Raw genomic sequence first — 18,655 nt, forward strand, 5'->3', positions numbered from 1 at the left:
GACCGGCATTGTAGCCGAAATAGTTGAGCGCGGTCTGCGTTTGTGCGCCATGGGTGGTCGACGGAATGCCTGACCGGTAGGTTTGGGTTGTCGTTGAAGACCGTGTCTTCTTTTTCTGTTGATCCTTGCCGATCAAATATCCTGCAACGCCACCGACGACGGCACCGCCCAGGAAATCCCCTGCGTCGGCCCGCGCGGTTTGCGGGCTGGTCGCGGCAAGGGAAAGCGCCACGCCAAACGCAAAGATGAAACGAATGATCATAATTAACCTCCACCAAAAGAAACAAATTTTATTGAGTATAGCATAGTCTGAGATGTCATCATGATATACGTGCCAAACTCCGCTCAGGCAGGTGGGGGGTCGGATTTTGTGATCTAATATGAGCGCCTTAGCGAAGCGCACCGTCACAAGGATCGTGACCCGCAATCATTGAATGTGCGATGAGGTTTCGAGGGAACGATTCGATCTTTCGAGAGTCGCCAAACCCACTTGCCAACCCCCCCATTCCCCTGTAAATGCCGCCTCTATCGTCTTCGGGCGAGACTCTCTCGTGGGAGGTTGCCGGGATCGCGATCCCGGGCCGGACCACGCAACATAATCTGGGTAGGACGCGTCCTGCCTTAGTTGAAAGGAAAACCAAATGGCCAAGAAGCTTGCTGGTACGATGAAACTGCAGGTTCCTGCAGGTCAGGCGAACCCGTCGCCGCCAGTTGGTCCGGCGCTGGGGCAGCGCGGCATCAACATCATGGAATTCTGCAAGGCGTTCAACGCCAAGACCGCAGACATGGAGCAAGGCGCTCCTTGCCCGACCGTGATCACCTATTATCAGGACAAGTCCTTCACCATGGACATCAAGACGCCGCCCGCGTCTTATTACCTGAAAAAAGCAGCCGGTCTGAAGCCGGTTGGCAAGCGTAACCGCCCCCGTGGCGCGGAAAACCCCGGTCGTGAGACCGTGGCCACCGTGACCAGCAAGCAGGTTCGCGAAATCGCCGAAGCCAAAATGAAAGATCTGAACGCCAACGACGTCGAAGGCGCAATGCAGATCATCCTGGGCTCGGCCCGCTCTATGGGCATCGAGGTGAAGTAAGATGGCAAAACTCGGTAAACGTACCCGCGCGGCGCGCGAAGCTGTCGCTGGCAAGGAAAACCTGTCGGTGGACGAAGCTGTTGCCCTGGTCAAAGCCAATGCAACCTCGAAATTCGACGAGACCATCGAAATCGCTCTGAACCTGGGCGTTGACACCCGTCACGCTGACCAGATGGTGCGCGGTGTTGTCGGCCTGCCAAACGGCACCGGCAAAGCGATGCGCGTTGCTGTTTTCGCACGTGGCCCCAAGGCGGACGAAGCGAAAGAAGCAGGCGCGGATATCGTTGGCGCAGAGGACCTGATGGAAACCATTCAGGGCGGCACCATCGAATTCGATCGCTGCATTGCCACCCCGGACATGATGCCGATCGTCGGTCGTCTGGGTAAGGTTCTGGGCCCCCGTAACCTGATGCCGAACCCCAAGGTTGGCACCGTGACCATGGACGTGAAAGCGGCCGTGGAAGCAGCCAAGGGTGGTGAAGTTCAGTTCAAGGCGGAAAAAGGCGGCGTTGTGCACGCTGGCGTTGGCAAAGCGTCCTTCGACGAAGCCAAGCTGGTCGAAAACGTCCGTGCTTTCGTTTCGGCTGTGGCCAAGGCCAAGCCGTCGGGCGCCAAAGGCACCTACATGAAGAAAATCGCGCTGAGCTCGACCATGGGCCCGGGCGTGACTGTGGACGTGGCGGAAGCTTCGGGCGAATAAGCCCTGACGTTCTGACTTAGAAAGACCCCGGGTGGTGTGAACCGCCCGGGGTTTTTTCATGGCTTTTTAAGAAATCGTTGAGACGGATGATATCGCCCAGCCAAGCCTGAAGAATTGTGTTCGGCCCATCGGTCGGAGACACAGGGTGACAGCTTCGCCGGGATTCAGATTGACCCCATCCCAATTGAAGTTCACTTTTTGTTCCCAATGCTCTAACCTGCCCCTGCGGAGAGAGCAGGAGGGGCGGTCATGTCCGAGCAAGAGGCCAAATTCGAACGTCTGAGAGAGCTTCATAACGGCACCGGGGTTTTTGTGATCCCGAATGCGTGGGACGCGGGTTCCGCTCGTTTGCTTGCCAGTCTTGGTTTCGAGGCGCTGGCGACGACAAGCGCGGGTTACGCTTTTTCCAAGGGCAGGCGGGATTCTTTTGCTGCCCTGAGCCGCGATGAGCTTCTTGAGAACGCTTCTGAGATCGTCAATGCCGTCGACCTCCCGGTTTCTGCTGATCTGGAAGACGGCTTTGGAGCCGCCCCGGACGCATGCGCGCAGACGATCCGTCTGGCTTGCCGGGTGGGATTGGCCGGAGGGTCCATCGAAGATGCGACCGGAGATCCGGATGCTCCGATCTATGAGGTTTCTCACGCGGTTGAGCGCATTCAGGCGGCGGCGGAAGCGGCGGAAGGTTTACCCTTTCTTCTCACGGCCAGAGCAGAGAACTTCTTGTGGGGGCGCAAGGATTTGAAAGATACCATTTCGCGCTTGCAGGCGTTTTCTGAGGCTGGTGCAGATGTTCTGTACGCGCCGGGCCTGCCTGATATCGAGGCGATCAGAACCCTGTGCCGTGAAGTGGACAAGCCCGTAAATGTCCTGATGGGGCTCACGGGGCCGCGGTACACAGTGCCGGAATTGACGCAGGCCGGGGTGCGTCGCATCAGCGTTGGCGGCTCATTTGCCCGGGCCGCATTCGGGGCCTTGCGGGCTGCCGCGATGGAGGTGAGGTTAAAAGGAACTTTCGACTATGCGGATGCGGCCATTCCTGATGCCGAAATCAGCCAGTTGATGGCGCAGGATAATCTGGACCAAAGGGAATGATCCTGCAGCGCAGAGGTTAAAAGTCGATTTCGACCCCTGGCAGGTTCAGCTCTTTCATCATGTCGCGCAGCTCTTGCCGGGCGGCGATGTTCGAGATGTTGAGCTGTTTAACCCCGATATCCTTGAGGTCCAGCAAGGTCAGGCCACGGGGGAAGAGTTCGCGGAAGATAACACGCTCGGAAAAGCCCGAGGCGACGCGGAAGCCGATACGCTGTGACAGCATCTCGATTGCGCGTTGCATCTTTTCCTTGTTGACCATGCGCTGGGTGCCGACGCGGTTGCGGACGACAACCCAGTCGATGGGCTTGAGCCCCGCCTGCGCCCGCAATTGCCGCGCGTTCCAGACCATTTCGGAATAGACCGACGGGCCAAGGATTTTTTCACCCTTTGAATCGATCCGCGCCAGCAGGTCAAAGTCGATAAAGCTGTCGTTCAGTGGTGTGATCAGCGTGTCGGCCAGCGAATGCGCCACCTGACTGAGCCGGGTGTGCGAGCCGGGACAGTCGATCAGGATAAAGTCGCTGTCGCTTTCCAGTTCGGCCACGGCGGCGGACAGGCGGTGGTCATAGATGTTTTCGCCCGGTTTCAGCTTGGTGGCGTCGATCTCGGGCAAGTCGTGATGGCGCGGGGTGGGCAGCGACAGATCGGCCCCGTTCAGAAAGTTCCGGCGGTTTTCGAAATAACGCCCCAGGCTGCGCTGCCGCAGGTCCAGATCAAGGGTGCTGACCCCATGGCCCAGTCGCGCCAAAGCCGTGGCCACATGCATCGACACGGTTGATTTGCCCGCGCCGCCTTTCTCGTTTCCGACAACAATGATATGTGCCATGCCTGTATTCCCAAGTCCCGCCGTGCTTCACCACACGTTGTTGCGACCTACTATATGTTGTGTCGGCGACGAAGGGAAGAACCTCGGGACCTGCCAAGGGCCAATTACAGGCTCTAATTTGGAAAACCATGTGGCTGGTATGGGTTAGGACAAGCCATTGCCAAATCCAGCGTCCTGTTTCAATGTCCAAAGCGACAAACAGGCCCTGAGAGGATCGGTTGGAGCATCTGTTTCTGAACGTTTTGAACGTGGTGCTGCCGGTGCTGATCTGCGCCGGAATCGGCTATAGTCTGGCCCTGATCAAAGCGCCGTTCGATAACAAGGTCATTGGCGGCATCGTCTCGAAAGTCGGCTATCCGACCCTGATTATTTCGCACCTGTCGACCACAAAACTGGCGATTGGGACCTTTCTGGACATGATGACAGCGGCGGCCCTGGCGGTTGCGGGGTTTGGTGTTTTGGGGTTTGTGGCGCTCAAGGCGATGCGGCTGCCGGTGCGCGCCTTCCTGACGCCTTTGATGCATGGCAATGTGGGCAATATCGGCCTGCCGATCACGCTGCTGGCGCTGGGCGATGCGGGTATGGCCTATACGATGGGGTTCGTGGTGGTGGTGCTGATCAGTATATTCACTGTCGGCATGTGGATACCGGCCGGGGAGTTCTCGCCCCGTAAACTGGCCGCCTCGCCCATCATCTATGCGGTGATCGTGGCGCTGATCCTGATGGCAACGGGCACCAGCCTGCCGCAGCCACTGGCGAAATCCTTCGACATTCTGGGTGGCCTCTCGATCCCGCTGATGCTGCTGACGCTGGGCCATACGCTGGCAACCTTGCGGATAAGCAGTCTGGGACGGGCCGTGATGCTGACAGCGCTGCATCTGGTGATGGCGGTTGCGATTGCCAGTGTGCTGGTCTGGGTCTTCGGCTTTACCGGGGTCGAGCGCGGTGCGCTGATCCTGTGTTGTCTGATGCCTTCGTCGGTGGCGACCTACCTGTTCATCGACCAGCATATGCCGGAATACGGGCCGGATGTGGCCGGGTTCATTCTGGTCTCGACGCTCAGCACAATTCTGGTGCTGCCGGTGGCGCTGTCTTATTGGATTTGACGGCAGCGATGAGGGCAACACGGCTTCACCCTATGCGAGTGAACCAAAAATCGTTATTCCTGTAGATGTTATCTCAACACGCCATCGGGCAGGGACGCATCCGGACCGGCCCGTTCTGGGAAGTGGGGCACGCTGATGACGACAGAGAAGACAGGGCGGGACGGCGCGCATGTGGTTCTGGCGATGACCGCGATCTGCATGATGGTCGTGGGGTTCAACACCACGGCTGTCGCAACGATCCTGCCCAATCTCAAGGCTGAATTCGACCTGACGCCCTCGGCGCTGCAATGGGTCATGGCGATCTATACGGTGGTCAGCGCCACCCTTGTCACTATTGTCAGCCGGTTGGGGGATATCACCGGCAAGATGGGCGTGTTCTTCTTTGGCATGATCGTCTTTGCCACCGGGTCGGCCTTTGCGATGCTGGCGCAGGACACCGTGATGCTGCTGATCGGACGTGGCGCGCAAGGGGCAGGGGCGGCGGCGCTGTTCGGGACCTCTCTGTCGATCCTGACCGCCGCCACACCGGATGAGGAACGCGCCAGCGTCACCGGTGCCTGGGGCGCTATCGTGGGGCTTGCCATCGGCGTTGGCCCCATCGTCGGTGGTGCCTCTGCCCATTACATCAGCTGGCGCGGTGTCTTCGCCATTGATCTGGTCCTGCTGATCGCCGCTTTCGTGATCGGCTTGCGCGTCAGCCGCAGCGGCTATGTCCCCGACACGCGCCTTGCCGGCGCGCGCTTTGACCTTGCCGGGGCTATCGCGATGATCCTGCTGCTGGGGCCGCTGTCATTCGCGCTGAGCAACGGGGAAAGTCAGGGCTGGGGCACAAGACTGACCCTGATCCCGATCTGTGTGTCGGCTGTTGCAGTGGTGGCGTTGGTGATCACCTCGCGCCGCAGTGACGACCCGCTGATCGAGCTGCGCTATTTCCGCCATCCGCGCTATCTGATGGCGGCGATGGGGATGTTTTTCACCGGCTTCATGCTGTTCGGCTTTTTCGTCTATTTCAACACGTTTGTGCAATCGCCCGATACGTTCGGATACTCGGCCATCGGGGCCGGCCTGTCGATCCTGCCTCTCAGCGCCAGCATGTTCGTCGTCTCGGTCATCGCACCTCGGTTTCTGGCACCCTACAGTTTTCAATGGCCGGTCATCGGTGGCATGTGGCTGATGGCCTGCGGTTTCCTGCTGCTGACCGGTACGACTAATTCGACGGATTACTCCGAGCTGTGGTGGAAGCTGGTGATCATCGGTGTCGGATTGGGCATCGGATTTTCCCTGCTGCCCCGTTTGGCGCTACGCCTGCTGCCCGAGGAACATGTGGGCCAAGGGTCCGGCGTGGTCAACGCATTCCTCTATTTCGGCGCAACCCTTGGCGCGGTGATCGGAGGGCTGGCGGAATCCATCACCATCCGCTGGGGCCTGTCCGAGGTCATCGACGCCTTGCCCGCCGGATCGACCCAGCGCGCCGATCTGGCCCATGCGCTGACCCATGGCACCCCCAGTCAGGTGCAGCAATTGCTGGCTGGGCTGGACCCCGATACCGGAGCGACCCTGGCCCATGCCTTGCGTGACCTGCAGGACAATGCGTTCAACAGCGTCATGTTCGTTGCCGCCCTGGCCGCGCTGGCCGCTATGCTGCTGGCGATCCTGCTGCTGCGCGGCCCGGTGCCGCCCGTGCATAGTGCCGCAGAGTTGACGCGCCAACCGCGGTAAACGGCCAACGCAAAGCGCATTAGCCGCCGAGATATACCCCGGTCTTGGGGCGATAGAAAACTTTCTGGTCATGCAGCTTGCCAAGAAGGTCGTGAATGCGGCGCAGAGTTTCCTCACGGTCTGCCTTGCCGTCCTCTCCGTTGTCCAAAGCGGCCTGTGACAAAGACGCGACCGAGCCGCGCAATGCGGTTTCGATCAGGTCCATGTCTTCGACCGAAAGCTCGATCATTTCATTGTACTGGGGCATATGCAGGGTCTCCGCAAAATCTGAGGGCGTGCTACGCAGCAGTTTAGCATCTTACCAGCCTCTGACGAAATTCCCTCGTGCAGCGGGGCGATGCGGGACGGGCAGAGAGAGCGTCACCTTCCTTGCTGCAACAAAAAAGGCCGCCCCATCGGGACGGCCCTTCGCATGCGAAACAAGGCAGGCTTAGAAACCCAGGCCTTCGTATTTCTTCTTGAACTTCGACACACGGCCGCCGGCGTCCATCAGACGCGCGCCGCCGCCGGTCCATGCGGGGTGCACGGACGGGTCGATTTCCAGAGCCAGCTGGTCGCCTTCGCTGCCCCAGGTGGATTTCATCTGAACCACGGTGCCATCGGTCATTTTGACGTCGATGATGTGGTAGTCGGGGTGGATGTCTTTTTTCATCTTTCCGCTCCTTACGCCTCGGCGCCAGCCTTGGGCTTGTAGTTGGTGACTTCTGCGATACGTGCGGATTTACCACGGCGCGAGCGCAGATAGTACAGTTTGGCGCGACGGACGCGGCCACGGCGGACAACGGTGATGCTGTCGATATTGGTCGAATGCAGCGGGAACACACGCTCCACGCCTTCGCCAAACGAGATTTTACGGACGGTGAACGAGCCGGCGATGCCGCTGCCACCTTTGCGCGCGATGCAGACGCCTTCGTAGTTCTGCACACGGGTACGCGAGCCTTCGGTCACTTTAAAGCCGACACGGATGGTGTCACCGGCTTTGAAATCGGGGATGTCTTTCCCCAGGGCGGCAATCTGTTCCGCCTCAAGCTGTGCGATCAGGTCCATCGCAGGTACTCCTATCTGCTCGTGGTTGGTCCACGAAGTTTGGGCACGGCCTGAGAGCTCTTGGTCTTCACCGGGTCCTGCGAACAGCCCGCCAGAGGTCAGATCGAATGTTCCTTTGGTCTGGTCTGCCCTGACACGCCGGGGCTGAAGAAAGCCAAGCGTTGCGCCATGATGCAAACCAAAACACCGGAGCCGCGACAGGCGATTCCGGATTGCGCCTACCTAAGAGAGTTGTGCGTCGGACGCAAGACATTAGTTGCCGCCCCGAACACGTCGGGCGCGGCTGCCGGCGCAGGGTCAGGCGGCCTGTGGTTTCTGGGTTTCTGCCGAGACCAGAGCGTGCCCATTGCGCTGGTGGCGTTCGATCAGGGCCGCCAGACGCTTTTGTTTCTGTTCGATCTTGCGGGCGGGTTGCATCTCACCCTCGGGCAGGGCTGCGCAACGCAATGTTGCGGCAAGATCGGATAGTTGCTGCGGACGGAGCGTTTTATAGGTCTCGGCCCCCAGAAACAGGCTTTCCGAGGGGGCACCTTCGGCGAACAGAACTTCGTGCCGGTCAAACAGCAGGTGGTAATAGGTGAACCCTGCCTCGGCCGAGACGGCCTCGATCCCCGGGGCCGAGGTCAGCTTTCCGGCAGGGGCAAGGATTTCGGCCGTATCATATTGCCGTGTCATTATTTTTGACCGTAGCAGCATGCGGTGCTGGAACGATACCAGAAGGTCGCGATGCGGCAAGGATGCACCCAGCGCGCCCGCTGCGATCCGGATCGGGCGCAGCTTGGGCTTGGCGGCGATGTCCGCCGCGCTCCAGTGGCTGACACCAACCCACCGCAGCAGCTGTGGGCCGTGATCCAGCGTCAGGACCAGATCGCCGACACGCAGGTCCTGCACCGCAACTTCGCCATCGGGTGTCAGAATGCGCGTGTCCCGGCCAAAGCACAGCACCGCGTCATCGGGTGTTCTGGGGCCAGCGGTGATATTCCCGAAAATGTCGATCTGATAGGATTCGCCACCGCCCGGCGAGACGTTTGTCGGCAATTGCGTGGCGACCTCGCCCGCCGCGACGCCTTCGCCTGCGGGGATCGTGATTGTCGGGCTTGTACCGATGCCATAGCCGTCTACCAGCGTATTGGTGTTCGTGTTGTAAAGCGTAACGTAGTTTGCTTCGGTCCCGTTGCTGTTGGTGGCGTCAAACAGCAGGTTCGGGGTTCCGCTTGCGTTAACGGTGGTGCCGGAAATCCGGTAGATCGTAAAGCCGGGATTGTCCGGGTCAGGCACGCCAACCAGCGTGTCCAGCGAGACCTCGCCGTTTATGATGGCGTTGTTGCCGGTGTTGGCGTCAACGCCAGTGGTGCCGTTGTTGAGCGTGCCATCGCTGTTGTAGAACGAAACCGTAAAATCTGCGGGGTCTTCCCCGGGGCCAAGCGCGATTTCGAGGAATTCGGGTTCGGCTGCGGCATCACCGGTCCGGAAGTGAATTTCTGAGATAAATGCCAAGTCGAACCTCGTTAAAACTGGTGATGGCAAACGCTGTTGGCGGTAGGAGTTGCTTTTTTACGGGGTGGCGAGGGGCTGGGTAAACCTTTAGCCGAAGTCTGGATTGAAAAAAGGGTTTGAAGTTTACATTTTTGTAACCTTTTCCGGTTACGGGCCGCCAATCACGAAAATGTCATCTCATCCGGGGCCGGTTCGCTGAATTTCGCCGGGTCAATCACCCGTCGGTTGCGTTTGCCTTGCGCCGGTATTCTAGTGGGGCAAAACGACCACGGAGGATGCATGCGCGTACTGGGTTTGATCGGACTCATTGGTGTCCTGCTGTCCGCCTGTGGCGGTTCCGCGCCGCGCCAGCAAGCCACTTCGGTTCCTGCGGTCAGCCTGCTTGAGACGGACCTGATCACCTTCCCCGAATTCGGCGATGCCGACCCGCATGAATGGGAGGGGCGGCATCCCGGGCATTACCCGGTGCATGGGCTGGACGTTTCCCGTTGGCAGGGACCGATCGACTGGCATACGGCCCGCGCCTCGGGCGTCAGCTTCGTCTTCATCAAGGCGACCGAGGGCGGTGACGTGGCCGATCCCCTGTTTGACGACCACCGGCGCGGGGCACAGGCGGCGGGGGTGCCCTGGGGTGCCTATCACTATTACTACTTCTGCCGTTCAGCGGCCGAGCAAGCCCGCTGGTTCATCCGCAATGTCCCCAAAGGGGCCGACCTGCCGCATGTGTTGGACATGGAATGGACGCCGCATTCCAAGACCTGCACCCTGCGCCCCGATGGCCGCACTGTCCGGGCCGAGGCGCAGCGTTTCCTCGACATTCTGGAGCGTCACTATGGCCGCCGCCCCATCGTTTATTCGACGGTGGATTTCTACGAAGACACCAACATTGGCCGCCTGCCCAAGACCGAGTTCTGGCTGCGATCCGTCGCGGGTCACCCGCGCAATGTCTATCCGCGGGCGATCTGGCGATTCTGGCAATATACCGGCACCGGGCTGGTGCCGGGGGTTCAGGGCCGGGTGGATATCAATACCTTCAACGGCACGCCCGAGATCTGGGCGCAATGGAAGGCGGGTGGTTAGGTGCCGTATGTTTCGATGGTGCCGCCGCCGACAAGATGATCCAAGCGCCGGGTTCGTTCCGTGCCAAAGGCGTTTTGCAGCCAGAACTGCTCACCCTGGGTCAGGGTGCGCCGTTTGAACCCCCGATCGCTCATGCAGCGCTCTACCTGGTCGATCTCACCCTGTTCGGCCAGTTGATCCTGAACCGGAGCCGTGACTGCCGGGCCGATGATGACGCCCCACAGCAGGATGTTCGTCGCATATCCGCCGATCACTGCGGCGTTGCGGCCTTCGGGCGCTTCCGCGACGCAATCCCCCAGCGCGGCTCGGGCCGAATGCATGTTGTGGCCGGACTGTGTCGGCACCGACTGGCCAAGAGGTTTGGTGGTGCAGGCCGAAACGGCCAGCACGGCGAGGCATATGAATTTTCTCATGTAACCGCCTGTTAATCACTCATATGAAATTGCATGTGCAACATCTGTAGGATGAGTAATTTAGCATTAAATCAGCCGCAAGCAGAGCCACATGAAAGCTTTTGGTTGCGGCATACGGGCCACACCGGGCGGGTCAGTCAGAGGGTTCGTTCTTCGATGCCTGATAGCTGTCCCACAGATCAGGCCGCCGTTCGCGGGTGATCTGTTCCGACATCTCGTGGCGCCAGTCGGCGATGCGCCCGTGATGGCCAGACATCAGGATATCCGGGATCGGGCGGCCCTTCCATTCGGCGGGGCGGGTATATTGCGGATGTTCCAGCAGGCCCGAGGAGAAACTCTCTTCTTCGGCCGAAGCCTGATTGCCCAGCACGCCGGGGATCAGCCGGACCGTCGCGTCGATCAGCGCCTGCGCCGCGATCTCGCCGCCGGTCATGACGAAATCGCCCAAGCTGACCTCTTGGACGCCATAGTGCTCCAGCACCCGTTCATCGACGCCCTCGAAACGACCGCACAGCAGGGTCATGCCATCGCAACGCGCAAGGTTCTGCATCATGCGCTGGTCCATCCGGCGGCCACGGGGGCTGAGATAGATCAGCGGCCAGTTGCCGCGCACGCCTTCCATCGTATGCTCGATGGCTGCACCCAGCACATCGGCGCGCAGCACCATGCCCGCGCCGCCGCCTGCGGGCGTGTCATCAACATTGCGGTGTTTGCCGATGCCGAATTGGCGCAGATCGACGGTTTCCAGCTGCCACAGCCCCTCTTGCAGGGCCTTGCCGGTCAGGCTTTCGCCCAGAACGCCGGGAAAGGCGGACGGGAACAGCGTGATGATCTTCGCCTTCCACACCCCGTGCAGATCGGGCGTCGGCGTCATCAGCTCGCGCGGTTTCAGCGTCGGGCGGATGGCTTTGCGGCCATGGGATATGCCCTTGGATGTGTCGCCAGTGTCAGTCATGGGGTGCCGATCAGATCCGTTTGCGCGCGTTCAACCACGGCGGCCTTTTCGGCGATCAGCGCCGTTTCGTCCAGAGCGGAACGGTTGAGGTCCAGCAATTTGGCCAGAACATCCTCGGGCAGGGCGTGATTGATGTTGCTGGGGCCGACCAGTTGCGCGTGTTTCTCGGGCGGCAGGTCCAGAAATTCGGCAAAGGGCGCACCGGGGCCAAACTCGCGATGGTGGAGGTATTCCAGCCATTCGGTCTGCACTTTGATATCGGGCAGACGCGCCCGGATCTGCTCGGCCGCGGTATGGGGCGAGGGCACCGGATCAAGCCGGGTGCGATAGGTGTCGAAATCCTGTACCAGACGGGTGCGCCGCAGGTCATGGGCCCATAGGCTGCGCAGCCAACTGCCGCGCTGACGCAGGGACAGGTAGACCGTGATGTCCAGCGGCTCATTCCGCAGACGTTCCTGTATCAGTTCAACCAGACGAACGGCCAGTTCGGGCGCGGCCTCGTAGCCCACGGCAATGTTGCGGCTGGGACGCAGGCCTGCGAAATTCTCTTCGCTCAGGATCAGCCCCCGGCGTTTGCCGAATTCCAGCGAAGCCAGGAATTCCCAAGTCAGGTCGGTGAAATCGGCCAGCGCGCCGGGGGTGCCATAGACCGAATAGCGGGTGGCGGCCTCGGACAGGCCCGCCTTGCGGGTGCGGTAGGGCAGAACCAGCGCGTGCCGTGGCCAGATCAGTTCGCGGTTTTCAAAGAGAAAGGACTGCGCCGCCGTCGTTCCGGTCTTGTGCAGACCCAGATGCAAAAGCACCTGCCGCATTACAGCAGCCCTTCGGGCGGGTCGGCGATGATCCGGCCCTGATCCAGATCGACCGTTGGCACGGCCTCAAGCGTGAAGGGCAGCAGCACCGTGGATTTCAGCCCCGGCCCGTGCAGTTCCAGCAGGTCGGTTGCGCCGTGGTTCTGCACCGCCTTCACCTTGCCTAGTAGTGTGCCGCCGGTGTCATAGACCGACAGCCCGATCAGGTCGGTGTGGTAAAACTCGTCATCCGGAAGCGAGGGCAACTGATCGCGCCGCGCAAACAGGCGCAGCCCCTTGATGGCATCGGCCTGTTCCTTGGTCTCAACCCCGCCCAGACGCGCGGCAAAGCCGTTCTTGATCGTGCGGGTCAGGACCAGCGGATAACGCTCTGCCCCGGCTTCATCGGTCAGTGGCGAATAGGCTTCGATATCTTCGGGGATCGCGCAATAGCTTTTCAGACGCACCTCGCCGCGCACCCCGTAAGAGCCCGCAATGCTGCCCACGCAGATCAGATCACTCATTGGCGGCGCCCGTCGTCAAACAAATCCCGTTTCTCCATTCCCCAAGGCCCTCGCAGGCTTCGCGTTGGTTGCTGCGTTCAAAGAACACGCCCACAATAAAGGCGATCAGCAGCAGGATGGGAAGGCGTATCAGTCCGAACATATGTCTATCGCACTTCTATTGGCAGGGTGTCTTCGCGGCATTCCCAACCGACCTGTTCCAGTTCCGGGGTATCCGACATCTGTTCGGGCCAACCGACGCAGAAATACCCGATCAGCCGCCAGTCGTCCGGGACGTCCAGATCGCGGGCCATCCGGTCGGGGTCGAGGATCGAGACCCAACCCAACCCCAGCCCTTGCGCCCGCAGGGCCAGCCAGAACAGCGTGATGGCCGAGACCACCGAATAACGGCGCATTTCCGGCATGGTGCCTGCGCCCAGACCCAGCCCCTTGTCGGTGGCATCGTCGCAGAACACCGCCAGCTGCACCGGTGCTTCCTGCATGCCGGACAGTTTCAACTGGCTGTATAGCTGCGCCTTCTCGCCGGAATACCCGGCAAGGGCCTTTTCATTCGCAGCCTGAAAATTCTTCAACGCAGCAGCGCGGGCCGCTGCGCTTTCGACGCGGATCACGCGCCAGGGTTCGCTGAGACCCACCGAAGGGGCCAGCCGAAACGCGTCGAGGCAGCGCGTCAGCACTGCCTCGTCCACGGCGTCGGTGCGGAACCGACGCACATCGCGCCGGAGCCGCATCAACAGATCGAACTGCGTGCGAAAATCGTCGGTGAAAGCCTGATCCTGCACGCGCCCGCCTGCTTATTCTTCTGCAGCCGCTTCTTCAGCCGGAGCAGCAGCGGCTTCGGCAGCTTCAGCCGCCTTTGCCGCTTTCTCTTCCGCGCGTTCCTGAGCTTTCTTGCCCGGGGTGCCCTTGTTGGGGTTGTTGCGCTCGGCCTTGTCGCGGGTACCGGCAGCTTCCAGCATGCGTGCGATACGGTCGGTGGGCTGGGCGCCCTGATCCAGCCAGTACTGGATACGCTCCATGTTCATTTTCACGCGCTCTTCGCTGTCTTTCGGCAGCAGCGGGTTGTAGGTGCCCAGTTTCTCGATGAAACGGCCATCGCGCGGCATGCGGCTGTCGGCCGCCACGATGCGATAGAAGGGACGTTTTTTCGAGCCGCCGCGGGCGAGACGAATTTTCATTGCCATGGTGGTATCTCCTTTGAATGGCATCACGCCAGAGGCGTGTTTTTTGGGGGTGCCGGGCTGAAGCCCGGCCTACTTCTGGTGTTTGTTGAACCGAAGGGTCACTTCTGGTGTTTCTTGTGGTGTCGGATGACTTCCTGAATGATGAAATTCAGGAAAGCCTTGGCGAAGTCGGGGTCCAGATCGGCCTCTTTCGCCAGGTCTTCTAGCCGTGCGATCTGCGCCGCCTCGCGCGAGGGATCGGACGGGGGAAGGTCGTGTGTGGCCTTGAGCTTGCCAACGGCTTGCGTGTGCTTGAACCGTTCGCCCAGCGTATAGACAAGGATCGCGTCCAGCCGGTCGATGCTTTCGCGATGCTCTTTCAACAGCGTGGCCGCTTGTGTCACGGGGTTGGTCATTGGCCGGTCCTTTCGGGGGGCTGGGCAAATCGGGTCATGCGTAGGCCTCCACCCCGCCGTTCACCAGATCGGCCGGGGCAGGGTGACGCCAGATTTCGGTGGCGCCAAATTTGGGGTGGTCGTAAAGGCTTTCAAACCGGGCATTCAACCGTCTGGCGACAGCCTTGCTGGCATGGTTTTCCGGGTCGATCATCGAAATCGCCGTTTCCCAGCCCAGCACGTCATAGGCATGAGCGCGCGCTGCCAGCGCGGCTTCGGTCGCATAGCCTTTGCCTGTGGCGTCATTCATCAGGACCCAGGCGATTTCCGGCTCGGGCCAGCCCACGGGAAACCACAGACCAATCCGTCCGACATACACTCCGGTGGCTTTTTCCTCGACCCCCCAAACGCCGAACCCGCGCAGGGTCCAGTGGCCCAGCATCAGGGCAATCGAGCGCCACGTCTCATCCCGGCTCAACGGGCCGCCCACGAATTTCGAGGCGTCGCTGGCAAAGAATTCCGCGTCCGCGTCCAGATCAACCTCGGACGGCGCGCGCAGGATCAGGCGCTCGGTCTCAAGCCGGGGGATATGAGGGGTGACGGCGGTCACTTTTTCTTCCCGAACCCGCTGAGACCCGGGGGCAGGGCCATGCCGCCACCCATCCCGGGCATACCGGGCATCTTGCCGCCCATCGCCTTGGCCGCCTGTTCCAGCGCCTTGGGGTCCATGCCTGCGGCCATGTCCTCGGGGCTAGGGCCGCCTTTGCCGAACATGCCTTTCATGGCCTGTTTCAGCATCTTGCCTTTGCCCATCTTGCCCATCTTCTTCATCATGTCCGACATCTGCCGGTGCATCTTGAGCAGCTTGTTGAGGTCGCTGACCTCCATCCCCGAACCGGCGGCGATGCGTTTCTTGCGGCTGGCCTGCAGTAGCTGCGGGTTGGCGCGTTCGCGTTTGGTCATCGACTGGATCATGGCGATCTGCTGGCGCAGGATTTTGTCATCCAGACCGGCCTGATCCATCTGTTTGGCCATCTTGCCCATGCCGGGCATCATGCCCATCATGCCCTGCATGCCGCCCATCTGGATCATCTGTTCCAGCTGCATCTTGAGGTCGTTCATGTTGAACTGACCCTTGACCATGCGCTTCATCATGCGCTCGGTCTGTTCCATCTCCATCGTTTCCTGGGCCTTTTCGACCAGGGCCACGATGTCGCCCATGCCCAGAATACGACCGGCAATCCGGTCCGGCTCGAAGGTTTCGAGCGCGTCCATCTTCTCGCCCAGACCGACAAAACGGATCGGCTTGCCAGTGACCGCGCGCATCGACAGCGCCGCACCGCCGCGCCCATCACCATCCATCCGGGTCAGGACCACGCCCGAGATGCCGACCTTGGCGTCGAACTCCTCGGCGACCTCAACCGCGACCTGACCGGTCAGACCATCGACCACCAAAAGGGTCTCGCGCGGGTCGACCGCGTTGCGGACCTGCTCAACCTCATCCATCAGGACTTCGTCGATATGCAGACGGCCCGCGGTGTCGAGCATGTAGACGTCGTAGCCACCCAGCGTCGCCTGCTGCTTGGCGCGTTTGGCGATATCGACCGGTTTCTGGCCGGGGACGATCGGCAGGGTATCGACGCCGACCTGCGTGCCCAGAACCGCCAACTGATCCATCGCCGCCGGGCGGTAGACGTCCAGCGAGGCCATCAGGACCTTCTTGCCCTCTTTTTCTTTCAGGCGCTTGGCGAGCTTACCGGTGGTGGTGGTCTTACCCGAGCCCTGCAGGCCGACCATCAGGATCGGCGCGGGTGGGTTGTCGATCTTCAGCTTGCCGGGATCTTCCTCGCCGCGCAGGGTATCGACCAGCGCATCGTGGACGATCTTGACAACCTGCTGGCCGGGGGTGATCGACTTGGTGACGGCCTGACCGGTGGCTTGTTCCTGAACCTTCTTGACGAATTCACGCGCCACTGGCAGCGAGACGTCGGCCTCAAGCAGCGCAACCCGCACTTCGCGCAGGGCGGTTTTGACGTCTTCCTCGGACAGGGCGCCCTGTTTGGTCAGCCGATCAAAGACGCCAGAGAGGCGTTCGGATAGATTTTCAAACATGCCTTCGGCCTCCTATGCCGGTTATCTGGTGGCGCGTCCTAGATAGGATGCGTCGGTTAAATGCACAAACGCCCCCACGGGCGAAACTCGCTGGTGGGGGGCGATCCCTGAACGACTCAAGGGACCGGAAGGATCGTCTCTTCCGGATGTTTGGCGGTGCTTTAGGCGGATTGGCTGCCCGAGTCAACCGTCCAGGCCGGAAGCCAGTCATTGACCGCGTCCACCAGCCGATGTGCGCCGCGCCCGCTGACATAAGCTTTGACAATCGGGTGACGACCGGCACTCATGCCCGTTTCAAGGATCAGAACGGGACGGTGCATTTTGGACGTGGTCGTGTTCCGGGGCGGGGTGGCGGTTTCCACCTCGGCATGGGACAGGTCCGACAGCTCATGTTCGACGGTGTCGTATCCAAAGACCGATTGGCGACGGATCAGGATGCTGTTGCTGTTGCGGTCCAATATGACCTGCACGCGGCGCACAAAGACGCAGAACGCGCCAAGGCCCAACCCGCCGCCGAACAGGGCGAAGAGGATGCCGGCCCATACCTCTTCGCGACCTTCGTTGACCATGAAGAGACCTGCGCCGACAAAACCGAGTGTGAAGAGGATCAGCATGATGCCCATCAGCCAGGGTGTGTTGGACAGGATCAATTGATCGGGGCTGTTGCGCGTGATTTTCATGGCGGCACGCTAGCATCGAAGTCGGTCGCTGTCGTGGCTTGAATTTGGCCCCGCATTGCGCGATGAGCGCACCAGACAGGAGGTTCCCATGGACGCATCATCCGCCTTTCAGGATACATTGCCGCTTAGTTCCGACGCGCTGTTGGCGCAGTTAGACGAATGGGGCCTGACCTATCGCCTGCACACCCATGCGCCGCTGCGCACGGTGGAAGAGTCCAAAGCCGTCGAGGATCAATTCATGGTGCCCGGCGAAAATGCCCTGCGGCTCAAGAATCTGTATCTGCGGGACAAGAAAAAGCGGAATTATCTTGTGACGCTGGAGCAGAGCCGCGAGATCGACCTCAAGGCGCTGGGCGCGGATCTTGGGGTGGGGAACCTGTCTTTCGGCTCGGCGGATCGATTGTTGCAGAATCTCGGCATCCGCCCCGGCGCGGTCAGTCCTTTGGCGATGATCAACGGGGTGCAGAACAATGTGCGGTTCTTCATGGATGGTGCTGCGCAACAGGCTGACGTCATCTATATGCACCCGCTGGTCAACGACCGGACCGTTGCGATGGCGCGTGATGATCTGATGGGTTTCTTTGATCGGGTCGGATGCGAGGTTGTCTGGTTGCCGTGATGGAACGCGCCTGTCGGCGCGTGTCTCCGACGGAGGTATTTCTGAACAGAAGAAGGGGCGGGCGCTTTAGGGCTCGGTCAGCGCCTCGTTCAGGGCGGCGGCGACATGGGCGGCTGAGGGGTTGATGAACAGGTGCCCGTCCGCCTCGAAAACCGGGTCGTCCAGATGATCCGGAAAGGCCAGCGGCAACTCGGTACAGGCCAGCAGGATTGCGGTTCCGGGCCTCGCATGACGATTGCAGAAGGCCAGCAGGCGGGCGCGGGCGTTGTCCGATGCTCCGCCATAGAAATCGCTGTCGATCATGGCCTGCATGTGCGCGATTTCGCCCTCGGGCAGGCGAGGGTTTGCCGTGATGCCTTCGTCTGCAAGGCGATCCGCATAGTTGGTGGCCTGCATCGTGACTGTGGTGCCCAGAACCAGCGCCTTGGCGGCACCTGTCCCGGCGGTCGTTGCGGCGGTTGCGTCGAAAATGCTGAGAATGGGCATCGAGACGCCCTGCCGGATTGCGTGCAACCGGGCATGCGGCGTGTTTGAGGCAATGATACCGAAATCACAGCCCGCCCGTTCCAGTGTCAGCAGAGCGTTGCGAAAGACCGCGTCGAAACCGGCCCAGCTGGCCTCGTCCCCGGCCACACCGCGCAGGGCACGGGTTTCGGACTGGGTGACGGTTTCGATGGTCATCGGCGGGATGGGCAATGGCGATCCGTGGCCGCGTTCCGCAAAATACCTGCCCGCGCCTTCTGCGATGGCCCGGTAGTAATCCACGGTCGAGGCCCAGCCTACACCGCCCAGAATTCCAATCTTCTTCATAAGAAAACGCCCAGCCTGCTATGTCCCGTTCAGGG

The 18,655-nt window shown here is 60.9% G+C and carries 23 protein-coding genes and 1 pseudogene; 7 read left to right on the forward strand and 17 right to left on the reverse strand.

Features of this window, described 5'->3' with window-relative positions; translation table 11 throughout:
- A pseudogene (locus tag MPJ51_RS08885) lies at positions 1 to 262 on the reverse strand (peptidoglycan-binding protein); the annotation flags it as partial.
- A gap of 379 nt (positions 263 to 641) precedes the next feature.
- Here MPJ51_RS08885 and rplK point away from each other — a divergent pair.
- The 3 genes from rplK (at position 642) to MPJ51_RS08900 (ending at position 2,883) form a co-directional block, all read left to right on the forward strand.
- Positions 642 to 1,091, forward strand: coding sequence for a 50S ribosomal protein L11 (gene rplK, locus MPJ51_RS08890; protein WP_037314971.1), 450 nt, complete (start codon positions 642 to 644; stop codon positions 1,089 to 1,091).
- A gap of 1 nt (position 1,092) precedes the next feature.
- A complete protein-coding gene (gene rplA / locus MPJ51_RS08895; protein WP_298384909.1) occupies positions 1,093 to 1,791 on the forward strand; it encodes a 50S ribosomal protein L1 in 699 nt (232 codons plus the stop codon).
- A gap of 249 nt (positions 1,792 to 2,040) precedes the next feature.
- Complete coding sequence (locus MPJ51_RS08900; RefSeq protein ID WP_298384912.1) at positions 2,041 to 2,883, forward strand: isocitrate lyase/phosphoenolpyruvate mutase family protein; 843 nt, start codon at positions 2,041 to 2,043, stop codon at positions 2,881 to 2,883.
- 16 nt (positions 2,884 to 2,899) lie between these two features.
- Here MPJ51_RS08900 and MPJ51_RS08905 read toward each other — a convergent pair whose 3' ends face one another.
- Positions 2,900 to 3,709, reverse strand: coding sequence for a division plane positioning ATPase MipZ (locus tag MPJ51_RS08905; protein WP_298384915.1), 810 nt, complete (start codon positions 3,707 to 3,709; stop codon positions 2,900 to 2,902).
- A gap of 218 nt (positions 3,710 to 3,927) precedes the next feature.
- Between MPJ51_RS08905 and MPJ51_RS08910 the strand changes: the two genes are divergently transcribed.
- Both MPJ51_RS08910 and MPJ51_RS08915 read left to right on the forward strand, forming a co-directional pair.
- On the forward strand, positions 3,928 to 4,815 hold the full coding sequence (locus MPJ51_RS08910) for an AEC family transporter (protein WP_298384917.1): 888 nt from the start codon (positions 3,928 to 3,930) through the stop codon (positions 4,813 to 4,815).
- Between the two features lie 135 nt (positions 4,816 to 4,950).
- On the forward strand, positions 4,951 to 6,534 hold the full coding sequence (locus tag MPJ51_RS08915; protein WP_298384920.1) for an MFS transporter: 1,584 nt from the start codon (positions 4,951 to 4,953) through the stop codon (positions 6,532 to 6,534).
- Positions 6,535 to 6,553: 19 nt separating this feature from the next.
- Here the strand turns inward: MPJ51_RS08915 and MPJ51_RS08920 are convergent, their stop codons facing one another.
- The 4 genes from MPJ51_RS08920 to MPJ51_RS08935 all read right to left on the reverse strand — a co-directional run bounded on the left by MPJ51_RS08920 (position 6,554) and on the right by MPJ51_RS08935 (position 9,078).
- Positions 6,554 to 6,781, reverse strand: a complete 228-nt coding sequence (locus tag MPJ51_RS08920) for a hypothetical protein (protein WP_298384922.1) — start codon at positions 6,779 to 6,781, stop codon at positions 6,554 to 6,556.
- Positions 6,782 to 6,964: 183 nt separating this feature from the next.
- Positions 6,965 to 7,186 (reverse strand): 50S ribosomal protein L31, encoded by a 222-nt coding sequence (rpmE, locus tag MPJ51_RS08925; RefSeq protein ID WP_298384925.1) that lies wholly within the window; start codon positions 7,184 to 7,186, stop codon positions 6,965 to 6,967.
- 11 nt (positions 7,187 to 7,197) lie between these two features.
- Positions 7,198 to 7,581, reverse strand: coding sequence for a 50S ribosomal protein L19 (gene rplS, locus MPJ51_RS08930; RefSeq protein WP_170328369.1), 384 nt, complete (start codon positions 7,579 to 7,581; stop codon positions 7,198 to 7,200).
- A gap of 297 nt (positions 7,582 to 7,878) precedes the next feature.
- Entirely contained in the window at positions 7,879 to 9,078 is a 1,200-nt protein-coding gene (locus MPJ51_RS08935; RefSeq protein WP_298384931.1) for a Hint domain-containing protein, read from the reverse strand.
- Positions 9,079 to 9,357: 279 nt separating this feature from the next.
- On the opposite strand from MPJ51_RS08935, the gene MPJ51_RS08940 reads away from it, so the two are divergent.
- Entirely contained in the window at positions 9,358 to 10,158 is an 801-nt protein-coding gene (locus tag MPJ51_RS08940; RefSeq protein WP_298384934.1) for a GH25 family lysozyme, read from the forward strand.
- Here MPJ51_RS08940 and MPJ51_RS08945 read toward each other — a convergent pair.
- The 10 genes from MPJ51_RS08945 to MPJ51_RS08990 all read right to left on the reverse strand — a co-directional run bounded on the left by MPJ51_RS08945 (position 10,155) and on the right by MPJ51_RS08990 (position 17,191).
- Positions 10,155 to 10,571: a hypothetical protein gene (locus MPJ51_RS08945; RefSeq protein ID WP_298384937.1), complete on the reverse strand. Its 417-nt coding sequence runs from the start codon at positions 10,569 to 10,571 to the stop codon at positions 10,155 to 10,157. The two genes, MPJ51_RS08940 and MPJ51_RS08945, sit on opposite strands and share 4 nt — an antisense overlap.
- Before the next feature lie 133 nt (positions 10,572 to 10,704).
- Entirely contained in the window at positions 10,705 to 11,526 is an 822-nt protein-coding gene (gene trmD / locus MPJ51_RS08950; protein WP_298384940.1) for a tRNA (guanosine(37)-N1)-methyltransferase TrmD, read from the reverse strand.
- Positions 11,523 to 12,338 (reverse strand): hypothetical protein, encoded by an 816-nt coding sequence (locus MPJ51_RS08955; RefSeq protein WP_298384943.1) that lies wholly within the window; start codon positions 12,336 to 12,338, stop codon positions 11,523 to 11,525. The genes trmD and MPJ51_RS08955 overlap by 4 nt, the downstream gene beginning before the upstream one ends.
- A complete protein-coding gene (rimM, locus tag MPJ51_RS08960; protein ID WP_298384946.1) occupies positions 12,338 to 12,841 on the reverse strand; it encodes a ribosome maturation factor RimM in 504 nt (167 codons plus the stop codon). The genes MPJ51_RS08955 and rimM overlap by 1 nt, the downstream gene beginning before the upstream one ends.
- 146 nt (positions 12,842 to 12,987) lie before the next feature.
- The gene (bluB, locus tag MPJ51_RS08965) at positions 12,988 to 13,623 is read right to left on the reverse strand and encodes a 5,6-dimethylbenzimidazole synthase (protein WP_298384949.1); all 636 of its coding nucleotides are present in this window, start codon (positions 13,621 to 13,623) and stop codon (positions 12,988 to 12,990) included.
- Between the two features lie 12 nt (positions 13,624 to 13,635).
- The gene (gene rpsP / locus MPJ51_RS08970) at positions 13,636 to 14,025 is read right to left on the reverse strand and encodes a 30S ribosomal protein S16 (protein ID WP_170350323.1); all 390 of its coding nucleotides are present in this window, start codon (positions 14,023 to 14,025) and stop codon (positions 13,636 to 13,638) included.
- Between the two features lie 98 nt (positions 14,026 to 14,123).
- On the reverse strand, positions 14,124 to 14,420 hold the full coding sequence (locus MPJ51_RS08975; RefSeq protein ID WP_298384955.1) for a chorismate mutase: 297 nt from the start codon (positions 14,418 to 14,420) through the stop codon (positions 14,124 to 14,126).
- 34 nt (positions 14,421 to 14,454) lie between these two features.
- A complete protein-coding gene (locus MPJ51_RS08980; protein WP_298384959.1) occupies positions 14,455 to 15,009 on the reverse strand; it encodes a GNAT family N-acetyltransferase in 555 nt (184 codons plus the stop codon).
- Positions 15,006 to 16,511, reverse strand: a complete 1,506-nt coding sequence (gene ffh, locus MPJ51_RS08985) for a signal recognition particle protein (RefSeq protein ID WP_298384961.1) — start codon at positions 16,509 to 16,511, stop codon at positions 15,006 to 15,008. The genes MPJ51_RS08980 and ffh overlap by 4 nt, the downstream gene beginning before the upstream one ends.
- Positions 16,512 to 16,672: 161 nt before the next feature.
- A complete protein-coding gene (locus tag MPJ51_RS08990) occupies positions 16,673 to 17,191 on the reverse strand; it encodes a hypothetical protein (RefSeq protein WP_298384964.1) in 519 nt (172 codons plus the stop codon).
- Between the two features lie 88 nt (positions 17,192 to 17,279).
- Here MPJ51_RS08990 and MPJ51_RS08995 point away from each other — a divergent pair, with 88 nt between their 5' ends.
- A complete protein-coding gene (locus tag MPJ51_RS08995) occupies positions 17,280 to 17,810 on the forward strand; it encodes a prolyl-tRNA synthetase associated domain-containing protein (RefSeq protein ID WP_298384967.1) in 531 nt (176 codons plus the stop codon).
- 66 nt (positions 17,811 to 17,876) lie between these two features.
- Here MPJ51_RS08995 and MPJ51_RS09000 read toward each other — a convergent pair whose 3' ends face one another.
- Positions 17,877 to 18,620, reverse strand: a complete 744-nt coding sequence (locus tag MPJ51_RS09000; RefSeq protein WP_298384970.1) for an aspartate/glutamate racemase family protein — start codon at positions 18,618 to 18,620, stop codon at positions 17,877 to 17,879.
- Positions 18,621 to 18,655: the final 35 nt, after the last annotated feature.

Origin of the sequence: Ruegeria sp. (assembly GCF_028066395.1) — a bacterium.
Taxonomy (GTDB): Bacteria; Pseudomonadota; Alphaproteobacteria; order Rhodobacterales; family Rhodobacteraceae; genus Ruegeria.